We start from the raw sequence: 15,368 nt of genomic DNA, 5'->3' as shown, positions 1-15,368 counted from the left end.
TGGCACTATCCTCCTCGGCCACGATCATCAGACTCATACCAGCAGCGCGACCTTGCCGCCCGCGTGTCCGCCCGAGACGAGTTCGAGAGCCGCGCGCGCTTGTGACAGGTGGAAGGTGTGGGCGACCGGAACCACCAGGTCGCCTGCCGCGGCGTGCGCGATCAACTCCGCCCGAACCGAATCGCGGTAGGCGGCACTCTCTGGCTGTGTACCGCCAAGAGCTACGAATCCGTCTCGCTGGGCGCGGTCGCGCGCCACGATGGTGACGATGCGCGAGCGGTCGGCGACCAACTCCTCGGATGTATCGATGGCCTCGTCGGTACCGGCCGCGTCGAGTGCGGCGTCGACGCCGTTCGGAGCCAGCGCGCGAACACGATCGGCCAGCCCTGGGCCGTATTCGACTGGGAGACCACCGAATTCGACGACCCGCTCAAAACTGTGCGGACTCGCCGTCCCGATCACGGTGATGCCGCGCAGCAGCGCGAGTTGCAACACCGCCATGCCGACCGCGCCCGACGCGCCGTGTAGGAGAACCGTGTCGCCGGTCGCCGCGCGTGACGCCCGTAGCATGTCGGCGGCGGTCGTGCCCGCGAGCAGCAGGTTTGCAGCCGAGGCCTCATTGAGCGTCGAAGGCTTTGCGAACACCTTCTCCGCGGGCACAGTCAACGCTGTCGCGTACCCGCCGTATACCCGGAATGCGAGGACGTCGTCGCCGGGAGATGCTGCGCCAGAGGCAATCTCGGTGCCCGGGCCGAGTGCCGCGATCACTCCGGACACCTCGTAGCCGACAGGGACGGGAAACTCCGATGCGGTCAGCGTGTGCTTGAGGTCCGCGGGATTGACGCCTGCGGCGAGCACTTCGATACTGACCTCGCCCGGCCCTGGTGGATGGAGCTGATCATCGATGAATGCGAAGTCGTCGAGACCGCCGGGACCGGTCGCCACCCACCGTTGCACGCGCATGGTTCAACACTACTGATCAGCGCGGAGGCGTCGGCTTGCATTCGCGGGTTCACAGTTGCTCGGGGCGCACCCAACCGTCGGCGATGAGTGCGAGCAGCAGCTCGGCCTTGTTGGAGACGGGCCTGCTGGCGTTGAGATACCGCTGCCGAACCCGACGATAGTGCTCGCGTGCCGTGCTCTCGGCGATGAAGAACCGGCGAGCCGTCTCGCGCAGCGTCGCGCCGAGGACGTACGCGGTGAGGATCTCGCGCTCGCGTTCGGTGAGGTGGATGCGGGGGACGCGGGGTTGGGCCGACTCCGACCTTCCGGCCAGCGCGGCCAAGACGTCGAGCGCGTGTCCGGGGTCGGTGATGTCGATGCTGCGCGCGTCCGACACAGGCACGCCGATCGCGCCGATCACGGTGCCGTTCAGCGCGCGAATGGACCGGACCTGAGCGACGCGGCGCGCGGACCGCACGATCGTGATGCCAGGGGCGTCGAGTCCGCCGAGTGAATCGGTCGCGTTGTCGAGGTCGATGATGACTGCGCGATGTCCGGCGTCCTCGACGAACACGGCCAGCGCCGAGTCGATGACGTCGTGTTCTGCGATGATCACCGCGGTGGGTGCGGTCCTGACGGCCTCCAAAGGTGCGGTGTCGAGTTCGCTGACGACGTCGGCAGTCATTGAGGTCCCCCCGGAAAATGCGCAGCGCGCGAGTGTGCATTTGATGTACTCGAGCAAATCGAGCATAAAGAATCCTGCCCCCGGCGGCTGCGCAAGTCAGCACTTGTGATGACATATATGTGCGGGGTTCACGCACGAAAACGCCTGACGCAAACATGTGCGTGCAAGATCGCGCATGAAAAGTGGCATGGGATGCGTAATCACGCATGCGAACCCGCGCTCGAGGGGAGTGGCCATGGAAGGGATGCGCATCCTGATCGCATCACCGCTTGGGCATGTGGTGGCCGAACCGGTGCGTTCGGCTATCGAGGGTGCCACTGTTGTCGTGGCCCGCGACCAGGAGGAATTCGTCCGCAGCGTGTCCGGGCGCGTACGGTTCGACGTCGTTTGCGCCGACCTCATCTGGAATCGACCCGACATCGAGTGGACGTTCGACGGTCTGGACGTCCTCGACGGCCTCCATCATGCCGACCGCCTCGCGCCGGTGCTGTTGGCGACCCAGGGACACTCCATGGAGATCGATCATCTCGAAGAAGCACGGCTGCGGCCGGATGTCTGGGGCGTGGTCGCCAAGGCCGACGGATTCGGCTCGCTGATCGCGGCGCTGCGCACCGTCGCTCACGGCTCGAAGCTCGACGACCGGGTGCCCTCGCCGACTCACCCGCCGCTGTACGAGTTGTTCTCCGGCAGGCGCGGGATCACGGCGGCGCGCATGGCGGGCGCCATTGCCGCGGGAAATGCGTCGGACAACGCGACGTTGGCGTCGGTTGCGAAGGTGTCGCACAACACCGCGAACAAGGTGACCAGCCACTACCTCGGTCCGCTGCTGCTCGAGCGCCGCGAACACGACGACCGCCTGCCGCTCACCCAGGCGTCGGTGTACCGATGGTGCGGCCTGCACGCGCGCTACATCGTGAGCTGGTGCCGACGACACGGACACGAGGACGTGTTGGCGCCGCAGGCGTGAGCGTCGCTGCCCGGGGTCGCTGACACAACCCCCCACACACGACGATGCCCCTCGGTCCGGGGGTCCGGACCAAGGGGCATCGTGTGGCGTGACGGGGTCAGACCGTCGGATCAGCCCTCGATGAACGTCTCGAGCTGCTGGCGAGCGACGTCGTCGGCGAGCTGCTCGGGCGGGCTCTTCATCAGGTAGGCCGAGGCGGGCAGGATCGGTCCGCCGATGCCGCGGTCCTTGGCGATCTTCGCGGCGCGCACGGCGTCGATGATGATGCCTGCCGAGTTGGGGGAGTCCCAGACCTCGAGCTTGTACTCCAGGTTGAGCGGCACGTCGCCGAAGGCGCGTCCCTCGAGGCGGACGTAGGCCCACTTGCGGTCGTCGAGCCATGCGACGTGGTCCGACGGTCCGATGTGGACGTTCTTGTCCTCGACCTTGCCGGCGAGCGAGCCGGTGAGGTTCGACGTGACGGCCTGGGTCTTGGAGACCTTCTTGGACTCGAGACGCTCGCGCTCGAGCATGTTCTTGAAGTCCATGTTGCCGCCGACGTTGAGCTGGTAGGTGCGGTCGAGTGCGACGCCGCGATCCTCGAACAGCTTGGCCATCACGCGGTGGGTGATGGTCGCGCCGACCTGGCTCTTGATGTCGTCGCCGACGATCGGCACGCCTGCGGCGCGGAACTTCTCGGCCCACTCGGGGTCGGAGGCGATGAACACCGGCAGGGCGTTGACGAAGGCGACACCCGCGTCGATCGCGCACTGTGCGTAGAACTTGTCAGCCTGCTCGGAGCCGACGGGGAGGTAGGAGACCAGGACGTCAACGTCGTTGTCCTTGAGAGTCTTCACGACGTCGACGCCGTCGCCGTCGGCCTCGGTGATGGTCTGCAGGTAGTACTTGCCGAGACCGTCGAGGGTGTGGCCGCGCTGCACGGTGACACCGGTCGGCGGGACGTCGGCGATCTTGATGGTGTTGTTCTCGCTCGCGAAGATCGCGTCGGAGAGGTCGAAGCCGACCTTCTTGGCGTCGACGTCGAACGCGGCGACGAACTCGACGTCGCGCACGTGGTACTGACCGAACTTGACGTGCATCAGACCGGGGACGGTCGAGTTCTCGTCGGCATCCTTGTAGTACTGAACGCCCTGGACCAAGGATGAAGCGCAGTTTCCTACGCCCACTATGGCCACGCGCACCTTATTGGGCTCACCCATGGTCGGGTTCTCCTTCTTTTTCTCTGGGACCGCGAACGTCGCTGGACCCTGGAACGTGGGTTACCGCCGGCGAATTCTGCGTCACCGGGGTGGTGTCGAGCGCAGCCGATTCCGGCGGCTCGGGTGTTTCCTGTGTCCCGTCGCGAACCGGCTGTGGGTTCGCGTCCGGAAGTGTGTGTTCTGCGGCGATGAGTTCGTTGAGCCAGCGCACCTCGCGCTCGCTCGATTCGAGACTCAGCTCGTGCAGTTGGCGGGTGTAGCGATCCGACGCGCGTGTCGCGCGCGTGACGAGTTCGCGCAATCCCTCACGCCGTTCCTCGACCTGACGCCGACGCCCCTCGAGAATCCGCATCCGGGCCACCGCGGGGGTGCGGGAGAAAAAGGCCAGGTGGACGCCGAATCCGTCGTCGGTGTAGTTCTGCGGTCCGGTGTCGGCGACCAGCTCGTTGAAGCGGATACGACCCTTCTCGGTCAGCTGGTAGACGCGGCGGCCGCGACGCACCTTCATGCCCGCGGGTGTGCTCGCTTCGTCGATCAGGCCGTCGGCCTGCATCCTGCGCAGCGTCGGATACAGCGATCCGTACGAGAACGCGCGGAATGCGCCCAGCAACCCCGTAAGGCGTTTGCGCAGCTCGTAGCCGTGCATGGGCGATTCGAGCAGCAATCCGAGAATGGCGAGCTCCAGCATGGGTGCGCACCTCCTCGGAGTCTCATGGCTGATCGCGCACGCCGAGAAAGTCCGATGGGACGGCACGGCATGTCGCGTCGATGTGGTTTCCAATGTATCGCACCGATATAACTGTGTCGACGGGGGAGTGTCCACAACATGTCGCGCGGGTGTCCGGCGGGCGACCCGCGCGTTTGCGAGGCTCGACGCGGCGCGCGTCCGCGCGGACGTCCCCGAGCGCGACGACGTACCCTGAAACACGTGCGCCAGATCGTCGACTACGCCTTGCAGCGTCGGTCCCGACTGTCCGATGTCCACTCCGGCCGGACAGCCGTCGCCGACGTGTGCGATGCGAATCCCTACCTGCTGCGCGCCGCGAAGTTTCACGGGCGCCCGTCATCGACGCTGTGCCCGATCTGCCGCAAAGAGCAGGTCACGCTGGTGTCGTGGGTGTTCGGCGACCGGCTCGGCCAGGTGTCGGGATCGGCGCGTACCGCAGAAGAGATCGCCTCACTCGACGCGACCGCCGAAGAATTCACCGTGCACGTCGTCGAGGTCTGCCGTACATGTAGCTGGAACCATCTCGTCCAGTCGTACGTTGCGGGTCTGCCGCCACGATCGACACGACGTCGTCGTCGGGTGGCCGAATAACTGTTGTTTCCACGTTCGTCGACGAGAGATAAGGCGCTCGTCGACGTTCTGACGTGTGTGGTGTGTGCCGCAGGTTTTTGCCGCGCGACCGCCGCATACGTCACAGTGGAGTGGGCTCGATGCGATGGAGAAGTACTGTGAGGAACGGTAAACCGACCACGGTGGCGGTTCTGACCTCGAACAACACGGCACAGGCGCGCGTGAGCGGGACCTGGATCGCGGTGCGGAAAGGTGATCGATGAGCGGGACGGAGTCGTCGCGCGGCACGGGAAAACGGCCGACTCGATCGGCCAAGAAAGATGCCGAGCAGACAACGCAGTCACGGCATCGCGTGATCGCCTGGACGCTTGGCATTCTCGGCGGGCTGGTCCCCGCGGTCATCCTGATCGGCATCCTTGCTTTCGCGATCGCCTACGCGACCGCGACGGTGCCGAGCCCTGGCGATATCAAGCAGAACCAGGTTGCGCTGATCACCGACTCGACGGGCAAGACGCTTGCCAAGGTCGTGCCGCCGGAGGGCAACCGCACCGACGTCAAGATCACTGACATCCCCAAGTCGATGCAGGACGCGGTGATCGCGGCCGAAGACCGTCAGTTCCGCAGCAATGAAGGCTTCTCGGTGACGGGTATCGGCCGTGCGGTGCTCGGTCGTTTCACCAACAACGCCGACGCCGGTGGTGGTTCGACCATCACGCAGCAGTACGTCAAGAACGCGCTCGTCGGTGACGAGCACAGCTACGAGCGCAAGTTCAAAGAGCTCGCGATCGCGACCAAGATGTCGGGACAGTGGTCCAAGGACGACATCATGGCCGCCTACCTCAACACCATTTACTTCGGCCGCGGCGCCTATGGTGTGTCCGCAGCCTCGCAGGCCTACTTCCGTAAGGACGTCAGCAAGCTGACCCCCGAGGAGTCCGCGGTTCTGGCAGCTGCGATCCGTTCGCCTTCCTACTACGACCCGGCCGTCGACAAGGTCGCCTCCGAGGGTCGCTGGAACTACGTGCTCGACGGCATGGTGCAGACCGGTTCGCTCACGCAGTCCGAGCGTGCGTCGATGCAGTACCCGAAGGTCTACCCGCAGCCCGCGGCGGCCGTCGAGACGCCCGGGCCCAACGGTCTGATCAAGCGCCAGGTGATGGCCGAGCTGAACAAGCTGAACATCTCCGAGCAGCAGGTGCGGACCGAGGGTCTCAAGATCACCACCACCATCGATCCCAAGGCGCAGAACGCCGCCGTGCAGGCCGCGTGCCGCGAGAACAAGATCTACTCGTGCGACAACGGCGTGCTCAACGGCGAGCCCGACAAGATCCGCGACGCCGTCGTGTCGATCGATCCCAAGACCGGTGGAGTTCGCGGCTACTACGGCGGCGACGACGGCCAGGGTTGGGACTACGCGCAGGCAGGTCTGCAGACCGGATCGTCGTTCAAGGTGTTCGCGCTCGTCGCTGCACTGCAGCAGGGAATCCCGCTGTCGAAGGTGTACAGCTCCGCGCCGTATCAGACGTCGTCGGGTCTGACCGTCGAGAACTCCGACGGTGAGAGCTGCGGCTCGTGCAACCTCGCCACGGCGATGAAGATGTCGCTCAACACCGTCTACTACCGCCTGATGATGGACCTCAACGGTCAGGCGCGCGCTGTCGCCGACGCCGCGCACACCGCGGGTGTCGCCGAGTCCTTCGGCGACATCAAGCAGACGCTCCAGAACCCCGACGGTCAGGTCGAGGGCGGCGTCGTGCTCGGTCAGTACCCGTCTCGGGTCATCGACATGGCGTCGGCGTACGCAACCCTCGCAGCGTCGGGTGTGTATCGCGAGCCGTACATGGTGCAGAAGGTCGAGACCTCGACCGGCGAGGTGCTCTACGAGCATCAGCAGAACGACGGCAAGCGCGTCTTCCCCGCCAAGGTCGCCGACAACGTGACCTCCGCGCTCGAGCCGATTGCCGCGTACTCGAACGGCAACGGACTCTCCGACGGCACCTACGGCACACGTCCGTCGGCGGCCAAGACCGGCACCGCGCAGCTCGGCGACACCGGGCAGAACAAGGACGCGTGGATGGTCGGATACACGCCGCAGCTGTCCACGGCCGTCTGGGTCGGTACCGACAAGGGCACCGCGCTGACCAATTACGGGGGTTCGCCGGTCTACGGCAGCGGACTGCCCTCGCAGATCTGGCGCAAGTCGATGAACAATGCGCTCGAGGGCGACCAGATCGAGCAGTTCCCAGAACCCGCGGCTGTGGGTGGTCAGGCAGGTGCGCCGACCGAGGCGCCGACGCAGACGTACAACCCCGACTACAACACGCCGCGGACACGCGCGCCGCGGGAGAACACCCCGCAGATTCCGCAGATTCCGGGCAACGGAAACGGCGGTGGCGGAGGTGGCGGCATCACCCTCGCTCCCGGCGTGACGATCCCGCTCCCAGGTAATCCGGAGCCGGGAAACGGCAACGGCACCACCGGTAACGGTGGTGCGGGCAACGGCGGTAACGGCGAGGGCAATACCGGCACCGGCAACGAGGGCGGAGTCACCCCTGAGCCGCCGGTCGGCTGACCGTCGCTCGTCGTCGGGAAAGCACTTCGACGACGCCGCGTCGGCGCAGTCACAGCAGCGATCGATTCCTGGCGGGGTGATTTCCGACGGGGTAGCGAGCCCGGTTGCGCTGTCTGATGACCTTCGGGTCGACGACGCGCGCGTGATCCCGAGCAGGACCGACGTCGTCGCGCGCGACGCGAGTCGTGTGATCGGCGGCCCGCTGGGTACGCACGGGGCCGTCGGACGCAGTCGGCGTTGGACACCGATCCGTGTGCTGTTCCTGCTGTCACTGTGTGCGTTGGCCCTCAGTTGGTACGGCAAGGCCGGCTGTCTGCAGCAGGCTCCGGCGACGTCGGAGGCCAACGACGCCGGGCACTCGATGCGACTCGACTGGGACAACCAGCGTCAGTTCACCAATCTCTGCTACTCCGACGTGATCGCGCTCTACGGCGCCGAACAACTGGACAAGGGTGCGTTCCCCTACAAGACGTACTGGTTTCAACAAGACCAGAACGGCAACACCATCAAGCGGTACATGGAGTACCCGGTGCTGACCGGCCTCTACATGTACGCCGCCGCGCAGGCTGCGCACGGTTGGCAGTGGTTGCATGACGAGTTCGGCATCCCCGGGGCGCTGAGCGTCGTCTTGTTCTTCAACCTCGTGGCGCTCGGCCTCGCGCTGTTCTGGCTCGTCGTCGTCTGGGCGACGGCGCTGACCGCTCGTACGCGCATCTGGGCGGCGTGGTTGGCTGCGCTCTCACCACTGGTGATCGTCCACGCGTTCACCAACTTCGACGCAATCGCGGTGGCGATGGTCGCCGTCGCGATCCTGGCGTGGGCGCGCAATAAACCCTGGCTCGCGGGGTTGTTCATCGGACTCGGTGTCGCGTCGAAGTGGTATCCGATCCTGCTGCTGTTCGTTCTTCTCGTGCTATGCCTGAGGGCAAGGCGGGTCACCGATTTCTTGACCGCAGCGGCGGTGGCGGTGCTGACGTGGGTCGTGGTGAATCTGCCGATCCTGGTGCTGTATCCGCGCGGCTGGTACGAGTTCTTCCGCTACAACAGCGAGCGCGGCGCCGACTCCGACACCCTCTTCCGCATCCTCGCCAAAGCGTTTGGTTTCACATGGAACATCACGCTGCTGAACGCGATCACACTAGGTTTGCTGGCCCTGATCGCGTGCGGGATCGGCTACCTGGCTCTGCGCGCGCCGACCCGACCGCGTCTCGTGCAGTTGGCGTTCCTCATGGTCGCGGGCTTTCTGCTGGTGAACAAGGTGTGGAGTCCGCAGTACTCGCTGTGGCTCGTGCCGCTCGCTGTACTGGCCATTCCGCATACGCGACTGCTGATGACGTGGATGGTGATCGACGCCCTGGTGTGGATTCCGCGGATGTCACTGTTCCTCGACCCATCGCGCCGCTGGCTCCCCGAGGGTTGGTTCACCCTGGCCGTTGTCGTTCGCGCTCTGATGGTGATCGTGCTGTGCATCGTCGTGATCTGGCAGATCTACCACCCCGAGGACGACCTGGTGCGTCGAGATCGACGCGGCAGACCGCTCGACGATCCGGCGGGCGGACCACTCGACGGCGCCGTCGGCGCGTATCCGCCGCGTGATGCCGCGCGCCTCGACGGCGTCGCTGGAAATGTCGCGGCAGGAAATGTCATGGCGGGAGACGTCACGGCAGGAAAATCAGGTGGAACCGAGCGGCGGTTCTCGACGTCCTAGGGTGCATGACAACACCCGACCTCCCAGCTCCCACCGAACTCATCGAATGGGCCGCGCATGCCGACCGCACCGCAGCCCTCATGACCGACACCGTGCAGATCGACGGCAACTGGTGGCGCGACGAGCTCGTCGCCGCAGGCCTCCCCGACGCCGGGATCGGCACATCCCGTTCGCGCGCCGAGTTGTTCGACCTCGGCACACTCGCGTCCACGAGCCCCGACGCGGCGCTCACCCTCCTCTGGAACTCCGTCGCGTTCTGCACCGGGCGCGCCGTCTCCGACAACCGCAAACGCATCATCGCGGTGAGCGCTAATCGCAGCCGAGTCGCCCGCGTGCTGCAGGAGGCGGCAGCCATCGCGTCAACCGATCCGGACAAGGCCTACGACATGCTGCGTCCCGGACGCACCAACCGCATCGACCGACTCGGGCCGAGCGGCTTCACCTGGTACCTCTACTTCGCGGGAGCAGGCGCCGCCGACCATCCCTGCCAGGTGATCGAGCCCGCGGTGGCACGCGCGCTGCGGTGGGCCGGATGGGACAGCCTGAGCACCACCAACTGGTCGGCCGACGAGTACGTCGCCTATCTGGGCCTGCTACGACGCTGGCGCACCGAGATCGGCGTCGAACGACTCGACGTCGTCGTCAACGGTCTCGTCGCGATAGCACCACCGAGCGGGTGGGATTACGGATGGCAGTCGTGGCACCGCGACACGTGGCAGGAGGAGCCATACGACAGGTGGGTTCCGGGGCCGCTGAATGCCAACGACCTGAAGCTCGTCTACCACTGGATGGGCATGCTGTCGGAGATGAACCCCAGCTCGCCTGCGGCAGAACACTTTTCCAAGATTGGAGCGAAGATCATGCGGGCTATCGGAGACGTGGGCGAGCCGGGCTACCTGCGTCACGACGAGTTCGGACGATACCGCGACGGCCGAATCGGGATGTCTTACCCGTGATGTGAGATGCGCTGCAGCAGTGCGTCTCTCGCAGCGGGCCAGTCGTCGTCGGTCATGGCGTACTGCGCGGTGGTGCGCCATCCGTCGGCCCAGCGTCGATGTTTGCGGAGGAGTCCCTCGAACTCGGCGCCGAGTTTCGCGATCGCCGCCCTCGACTGCGCGTTGTTCTCGTGCGTGTGCCACACGACGCGTACGGCGCCGCAGTCGTCGAAGGCGTGATGTAGCAGAAGGTATTTCGCGGTCGGATTGACCGCCGTGCCCTGCGCCTTCTCGGCGTAGAAGGTGTACCCGATCGCGACGGAGAGGTTGGCGTGGTCGATGTCGTAGTAGCTCGTCGAGCCAACCAGCCGTCCGTTGCTGTTGTCGACGACCGCGTAGGCGATGCGCGCATCGTCGGCGTGTGCGGCGGCAATGTATTCGCGCGCCGACTCCTCGTCGTGTGGCACCGATGTCCAGGCGAAGCGCTGCGGATCGTCGACAACTTGCGCGAGTGCGGGAGCGTCGTCGAAGGTCAAGGGTCGCAAGGTGACCCGCTCGCCGACGAGCGGGGCGTCGCCAAGCCATTCGTTCATGTCGACTCCTCTACGACGACGTCGCGAGCACGGGTTCGGGGTCGTCGGAGGGCCGTGGGCGTCGAGCGACCATGGTGGCCAACGGTTCCCGCAGCGGGGCACGCACGAACGCGAAGATCAGGTAGAGGTGGATCGCGGCGGTCACCCAGACGCCGATGTTCACGCCCGCCATCACCCACCACTGCATCGGCGCGTGCGCCGTGTAGATGCCGAACAACCGGAAGATGGTGGTGTCCAACAGGAAGTCGGCGATGAGGTAGGCGACAATGATCGGCCACCGCGTCTTCAGGAGCACGAAGAACGGGAGGATCCACAGCGCGTACTGCGGCGAGTGGACCTTGTGGAACAACATGAATCCGGCGAGCATCGCACCCGAGACGCCGATCCACGGATAGGTGCCCGACTGCAGGTACACCCGCCACCCCAGATAGACCGCGAGCGCGAAGGCGCACAGGATCAGCAGTGGTGACAGCATGCCGACGAGCGAGTTGTACGTGTCGGTCTGTCCGCCGGTGAAATGTCGAAGTCCCCAGTACCAGATGGAGTTGGTGTCGACGTCGGACTTCCGCTTGCCCTGGAACGAGAGTGCGGCCTTCCAGCCCTCGAAGCCGACGATCATGAACGGCAACTGAATCGCGATCACCGTCACGGCAGCCGCCGCGGCCGTCATGATCGCGCCGGTCCAATCGAGATCTTCGGTTCGACGACGCGCGTTGATCATGCCGCCCGCGCCGCGCGTCAGTACGTACAGCGCTAGCGGCAGCGCGAAGAAGCCCGGATAGAGCTTGAGGCAGAAGCCGATTCCCAACAGCACGGCCGCGAGCATCGCCGACGTTCGTAGTGAGAGTCGACGCTCGCCGGTTCGTGGATTGGTCGACGCACCCCACGCCATCACCGCGACGGCACCGACCGCTGTCGCGACGACGGGCAGCTCCCAGTTGTGAAAGGCGTAGAGCACGAGCGGCGGCGTGGCTGCCCACAGAAGAACCCACCAGCGGGTCATCAACGCCAGCATGATGGTGATCGCGAAGGCGAACGGGGCGAGCAGCAGTGCGGAATGCTGGAAGAACTCGGTGTCGGTGTTGGCGCCGATCGCGCCGAGGTACATCAACATCCCCGACAGCACCGGGTACTCGACAACGCCGCCGAACAGGTGACCGTTCGGGCCGATCCCGCCGTGGATGTACGGGAAGATGTGGTTGTTGATGTCGCGCCCGACCCACAGGTACATCAGGTCGGAGTAGCAGGGGACCACGGCGTCGACGTCGCCGACGGGGAAGCGATGCGACCGACCGTCGGGAAAGAACGGCTCGCCGCCGCACTTCACCTTGATGACATAGGACCAGTACAGAGCCACCGACGTGAGAAGGAGCGAGACCAGAAGGATCAACGCCGTCTCGCCTCGGCGAGACAGTGTGTACTGCCCGAAGCCCATGGTCGGAGAGAAGCGGAGCGCGGGCATGGCCTACAGGGTAAGAGATGGCGGGCCGGTGGTCTGCGTCACCTACCCGTCGGCCGGCGTCGTCTCGGCGGGGCGGGGTTGTGCGTTGCAGCGCGATTTCGCTGGTCAGGGGTGCCCCGTGTATGGTGGAGCGGTTGCCGACGCAGGCGACCCTCCTGCCACGGACAGTCCGTGGCCGATGAGCCCATAGGAGGTGATGTGGTCTTATGCGTCACTACGAATTGATGGTCATTCTCGATCCTAATCTGGACGAGCGCACCGTCGCCCCTTCACTCGATACTTTCCTCAACGTTGTCCGTAACGACGGCGGCAAGGTGGATAACGTCGACATCTGGGGCAAGCGCCGACTCGCGTACGAGATCTTGAAGCACAGCGAAGGCATTTACGCCGTCATCGATCTCAACGCCGAGCCCAAGACGGTCAGCGAGCTCGATCGTCAGCTGAAGCTCAACGAGTCGGTTCTGCGCACGAAGGTTCTGCGCAAGTAACCCACAGATCCCTGATCGACCGAACGAATCCATCGATCTCGTCGGTGTCGACACCTAGGGTTGAACTCAACTCGCGGTGCACATCGATTTCGACGAGTGCCCACACGTAGACCTAAGGGGAAACACATGGCAGGCGACACGGTCATCACGGTCATCGGCAACCTCACGGCTGATCCGGAACTCCGGTTCACTCCGTCGGGCGCGGCGGTGGCCAATTTCACGGTGGCGTCGACGCCGCGCACATTCGATCGTCAGACGAACGAGTGGAAGGACGGCGAAGCGCTGTTCCTGCGCTGCAACATCTGGCGCGAGGCCGCGGAGAACGTGACCGAGAGTCTGACCAAGGGATCCCGGGTCATCGTGCAGGGCCGTCTCAAGCAGCGGTCGTACGAAACCCGCGAGGGTGAGAAGCGCACTGTTGTTGAGCTGGAGGTCGACGAGATCGGCCCATCGCTGCGGTACGCCACCGCGAAGGTCAACAAGGCCTCGCGCGGTGGGGGCGGCGGCGGAGGCTTCGGCTCGTCCGGCGGCGGAAGCCGCAGCGGCGGGTCGGGCTCGGGCCAGCAGGTCGCCGACGACCCGTGGGGCAGTGCACCCGCGAGCAGCGGCGGAAACTTCGGCGGCGGGGACGACGAACCCCCCTTCTGAACCGCGACGACGCCCTTCATGTGAAAGAAGCGTTCTCGCAACAACTTTGGAGTAAGTACACATGGCAAAAGCTAAGAGCACCCGGAAGGTGCGCGTCGAGAAGGTCACCAAGACCAAGGCGTGCTCCTTCTGCAAGGACAAGAAGGCCGACATCGACTACAAGGACACCGCGCTGCTGCGTCGTTTCCTGTCCGATCGTGGCAAGATCCGGTCGCGTCGCGTGACCGGCAACTGCGTCCAGCATCAGCGCGACGTCGCTGTGGCCGTCAAGAACTCGCGTGAGGTGGCACTGCTGCCCTTCACCTCGACCGCCCGATAAGCCGGAGGGGATAACGACATGAAACTCATCCTCACCGCTGCCGTGGAGAACCTCGGCGAAGCAGGCGACACCGTCGAGGTCAAGGACGGCTACGGCCGCAACTTCCTGCTGCCCCGCGGCCTGGCCATCAAGGCCACCCGTGGTGCCGAGAAGCAGGTCGAGACCATCCGACGCTCGCAGGAGGCCCGCGAGGTCCGTGGCGTCGAGCACGCCAACGAGCTCAAGCAGGCACTCGAGAACCTGTCGGGCATCAGCCTGTCGGTCAAGACGCACGATTCGGGCAAGCTGTTCGGCTCGGTCACCGCTGGCGATGTCGCCGGCGCGATCAAGTCCGCAGGTGGCCCCGCAGTCGACAAGCGCACCGTCGAACTGCCCAAGGGGCACATCAAGTCGACCGGCACCTTCCCGGTCGTCGTGAACCTGCACCCTGACGTCACCGCGACCGTTCAGGTCGACGTCGTCGCTGCTTGATTTACCCGCTGCCTGATACGCAGTAGCTTTACACCGGGCGAAAGCCGGGCGGACGCCGTTCCGCCCGGCTCTCGTCGTCTGTGGGGCACGGGTACGAGACGCGGAAGATGGCTACCGCACCTCGTTACACGCCAGCACCGACAAGAGCTCGTATCCCACATGGGCTGCGGCGATACCTGTGACCTCCGCGTGGTCATAAGCTGGCGCCACTTCGACGATGTCAGCTCCGACGATGTTCAGCCCCACCAAGCCACGCAACGTGTTGAGCAACTCACGTGAGGTCATACCTCCGGCCTCCGGGGTGCCGGTCCCGGGGGCGTGCGCCGGATCGAGGACGTCGATGTCAATCGACACGTACACCGGTCCACCGGAAACGCGCCGGACAATTCGATCGATGATTGAACGCACACCGTCGAACTGGTAGTCGTCGCTTCGGACTACCTGGAAGCCGAGAACCGCATCGTCCTCGAGGTCCTGTTTGCCGTACAAAGGGCCGCGGGTCCCGACGTGCATGGACCGTTCCATGTCGATCAGGCCCTCTTCGCTGGCCCGGCGAAACGGGGTGCCGTGTGTGAACGGCGCCCCGAAATATGTATCCCAGGTGTCGAGGTGGGCGTCGAAGTGCAGCACCGCTATTTTCCCGTGCAACTTGTGCATCGCGCGCAGCAGCGGCAGTGCCAGTGTGTGATCACCGCCCAGCGTGAGTAGTCGCGAGCCGTTCTCGCTCAGAGCCGTGGCCGCGTGGTCGACGGTGTCCAGAGCCTCCACGATGTCGAACGGATTGACCGCGATGTCGCCTGCATCGGCCACCTGATGAACGCCGAACGGCGCGATGTCCAGGCCAGGATTGTAGGGCCGCAACAACTTCGACGACGCTCGGATGTGTCCGGGTCCGAATCGTGCGCCCGGCCGATAGCTGACACCCGTGTCGAACGGGATACCGACAATCGTGACCGCGGCATTGCCCACCTCGGACAGTCGAGGTAGACGCGCAAACGTGCCGGGCTCGGTGTAGCGGGGTGCACGGCTTGCGTCCGGCGGGCCCAGGATGGTCGTATCGTTAATAGTGTTGTCCGACATCG

Annotated in this window: 16 protein-coding genes; 9 read left to right on the top strand and 7 right to left on the bottom strand. The window is 65.2% G+C overall.

The annotated features are described in order from the left end of the window. Positions 1–33 precede the first annotated feature (33 nt). Both RND64_RS22590 and RND64_RS22585 read right to left on the bottom strand, forming a co-directional pair. The gene (locus RND64_RS22590; protein WP_049699261.1) at positions 34–963 is read right to left on the bottom strand and encodes an NADP-dependent oxidoreductase; all 930 of its coding nucleotides are present in this window, start codon (positions 961–963) and stop codon (positions 34–36) included. A 49-nt stretch (positions 964–1,012) separates the two neighbouring features. Beyond that, positions 1,013–1,627, bottom strand: a complete 615-nt coding sequence (locus RND64_RS22585; protein WP_049699470.1) for a helix-turn-helix transcriptional regulator — start codon at positions 1,625–1,627, stop codon at positions 1,013–1,015. A gap of 235 nt (positions 1,628–1,862) precedes the next feature. Here RND64_RS22585 and RND64_RS22580 point away from each other — a divergent pair, with 235 nt between their 5' ends. Beyond that, positions 1,863–2,594: a response regulator gene (locus RND64_RS22580; protein WP_049699262.1), complete on the top strand. Its 732-nt coding sequence runs from the start codon at positions 1,863–1,865 to the stop codon at positions 2,592–2,594. Positions 2,595–2,704: 110 nt separating this feature from the next. Here RND64_RS22580 and RND64_RS22575 read toward each other — a convergent pair whose 3' ends face one another. Both RND64_RS22575 and RND64_RS22570 read right to left on the bottom strand, forming a co-directional pair. Further along, positions 2,705–3,793, bottom strand: coding sequence for an inositol-3-phosphate synthase (locus RND64_RS22575; protein ID WP_049699263.1), 1,089 nt, complete (start codon positions 3,791–3,793; stop codon positions 2,705–2,707). Beyond that, the gene (locus RND64_RS22570) at positions 3,786–4,481 is read right to left on the bottom strand and encodes a PadR family transcriptional regulator (protein WP_049699264.1); all 696 of its coding nucleotides are present in this window, start codon (positions 4,479–4,481) and stop codon (positions 3,786–3,788) included. Before RND64_RS22570 ends, RND64_RS22575 begins: the two co-directional genes overlap by 8 nt. A 231-nt stretch (positions 4,482–4,712) precedes the next feature. Between RND64_RS22570 and RND64_RS22565 the strand changes: the two genes are divergently transcribed. The 4 genes from RND64_RS22565 (at position 4,713) to RND64_RS22550 (ending at position 10,326) form a co-directional block, all read left to right on the top strand. Beyond that, positions 4,713–5,111 carry a DUF5318 family protein gene (locus tag RND64_RS22565; protein WP_039854392.1) on the top strand — a complete coding sequence of 133 codons (399 nt, stop codon included), beginning with the start codon at positions 4,713–4,715 and terminating at the stop codon, positions 5,109–5,111. A gap of 238 nt (positions 5,112–5,349) precedes the next feature. Then, entirely contained in the window at positions 5,350–7,662 is a 2,313-nt protein-coding gene (locus tag RND64_RS22560) for a transglycosylase domain-containing protein (RefSeq protein ID WP_049699265.1), read from the top strand. Positions 7,663–7,738: 76 nt separating this feature from the next. Further along, entirely contained in the window at positions 7,739–9,370 is a 1,632-nt protein-coding gene (locus tag RND64_RS22555; protein WP_083444387.1) for a glycosyltransferase family 87 protein, read from the top strand. Between the two features lie 5 nt (positions 9,371–9,375). Further along, positions 9,376–10,326, top strand: coding sequence for an 8-oxoguanine DNA glycosylase OGG fold protein (locus RND64_RS22550; RefSeq protein ID WP_049699266.1), 951 nt, complete (start codon positions 9,376–9,378; stop codon positions 10,324–10,326). Here RND64_RS22550 and RND64_RS22545 read toward each other — a convergent pair. Beyond that, positions 10,317–10,898: a GNAT family N-acetyltransferase gene (locus tag RND64_RS22545; protein ID WP_049699267.1), complete on the bottom strand. Its 582-nt coding sequence runs from the start codon at positions 10,896–10,898 to the stop codon at positions 10,317–10,319. The genes RND64_RS22550 and RND64_RS22545 overlap by 10 nt on opposite strands. Before the next feature lie 10 nt (positions 10,899–10,908). Continuing rightward, entirely contained in the window at positions 10,909–12,360 is a 1,452-nt protein-coding gene (locus tag RND64_RS22540) for a membrane protein (RefSeq protein ID WP_049699268.1), read from the bottom strand. Between the two features lie 206 nt (positions 12,361–12,566). Here RND64_RS22540 and rpsF point away from each other — a divergent pair, with 206 nt between their 5' ends. The 4 genes from rpsF (at position 12,567) to rplI (ending at position 14,286) form a co-directional block, all read left to right on the top strand. Further along, a complete protein-coding gene (gene rpsF / locus RND64_RS22535) occupies positions 12,567–12,848 on the top strand; it encodes a 30S ribosomal protein S6 (RefSeq protein ID WP_005202393.1) in 282 nt (93 codons plus the stop codon). A gap of 126 nt (positions 12,849–12,974) precedes the next feature. Continuing rightward, positions 12,975–13,496 (top strand): single-stranded DNA-binding protein, encoded by a 522-nt coding sequence (locus tag RND64_RS22530; protein ID WP_049699269.1) that lies wholly within the window; start codon positions 12,975–12,977, stop codon positions 13,494–13,496. A gap of 61 nt (positions 13,497–13,557) precedes the next feature. Beyond that, positions 13,558–13,815: a 30S ribosomal protein S18 gene (gene rpsR / locus RND64_RS22525; protein WP_005177187.1), complete on the top strand. Its 258-nt coding sequence runs from the start codon at positions 13,558–13,560 to the stop codon at positions 13,813–13,815. 18 nt (positions 13,816–13,833) lie between these two features. After that, positions 13,834–14,286 (top strand): 50S ribosomal protein L9, encoded by a 453-nt coding sequence (rplI, locus tag RND64_RS22520; protein ID WP_049699270.1) that lies wholly within the window; start codon positions 13,834–13,836, stop codon positions 14,284–14,286. 111 nt (positions 14,287–14,397) lie between these two features. Here rplI and speB read toward each other — a convergent pair whose 3' ends face one another. Further along, a complete protein-coding gene (gene speB, locus RND64_RS22515; RefSeq protein WP_049699271.1) occupies positions 14,398–15,366 on the bottom strand; it encodes an agmatinase in 969 nt (322 codons plus the stop codon). Between the last annotated feature and the right edge of the window lie 2 nt (positions 15,367–15,368).

Origin of the sequence: Gordonia sp. w5E2, assembly GCF_036540975.1 — a bacterium.
Classification (GTDB): Bacteria; Actinomycetota; Actinomycetes; order Mycobacteriales; family Mycobacteriaceae; genus Gordonia; species Gordonia jacobaea.
Note: the sequence above shows the minus strand (reverse complement) of the source record. Positions and strands in the feature narration are given on the sequence as shown.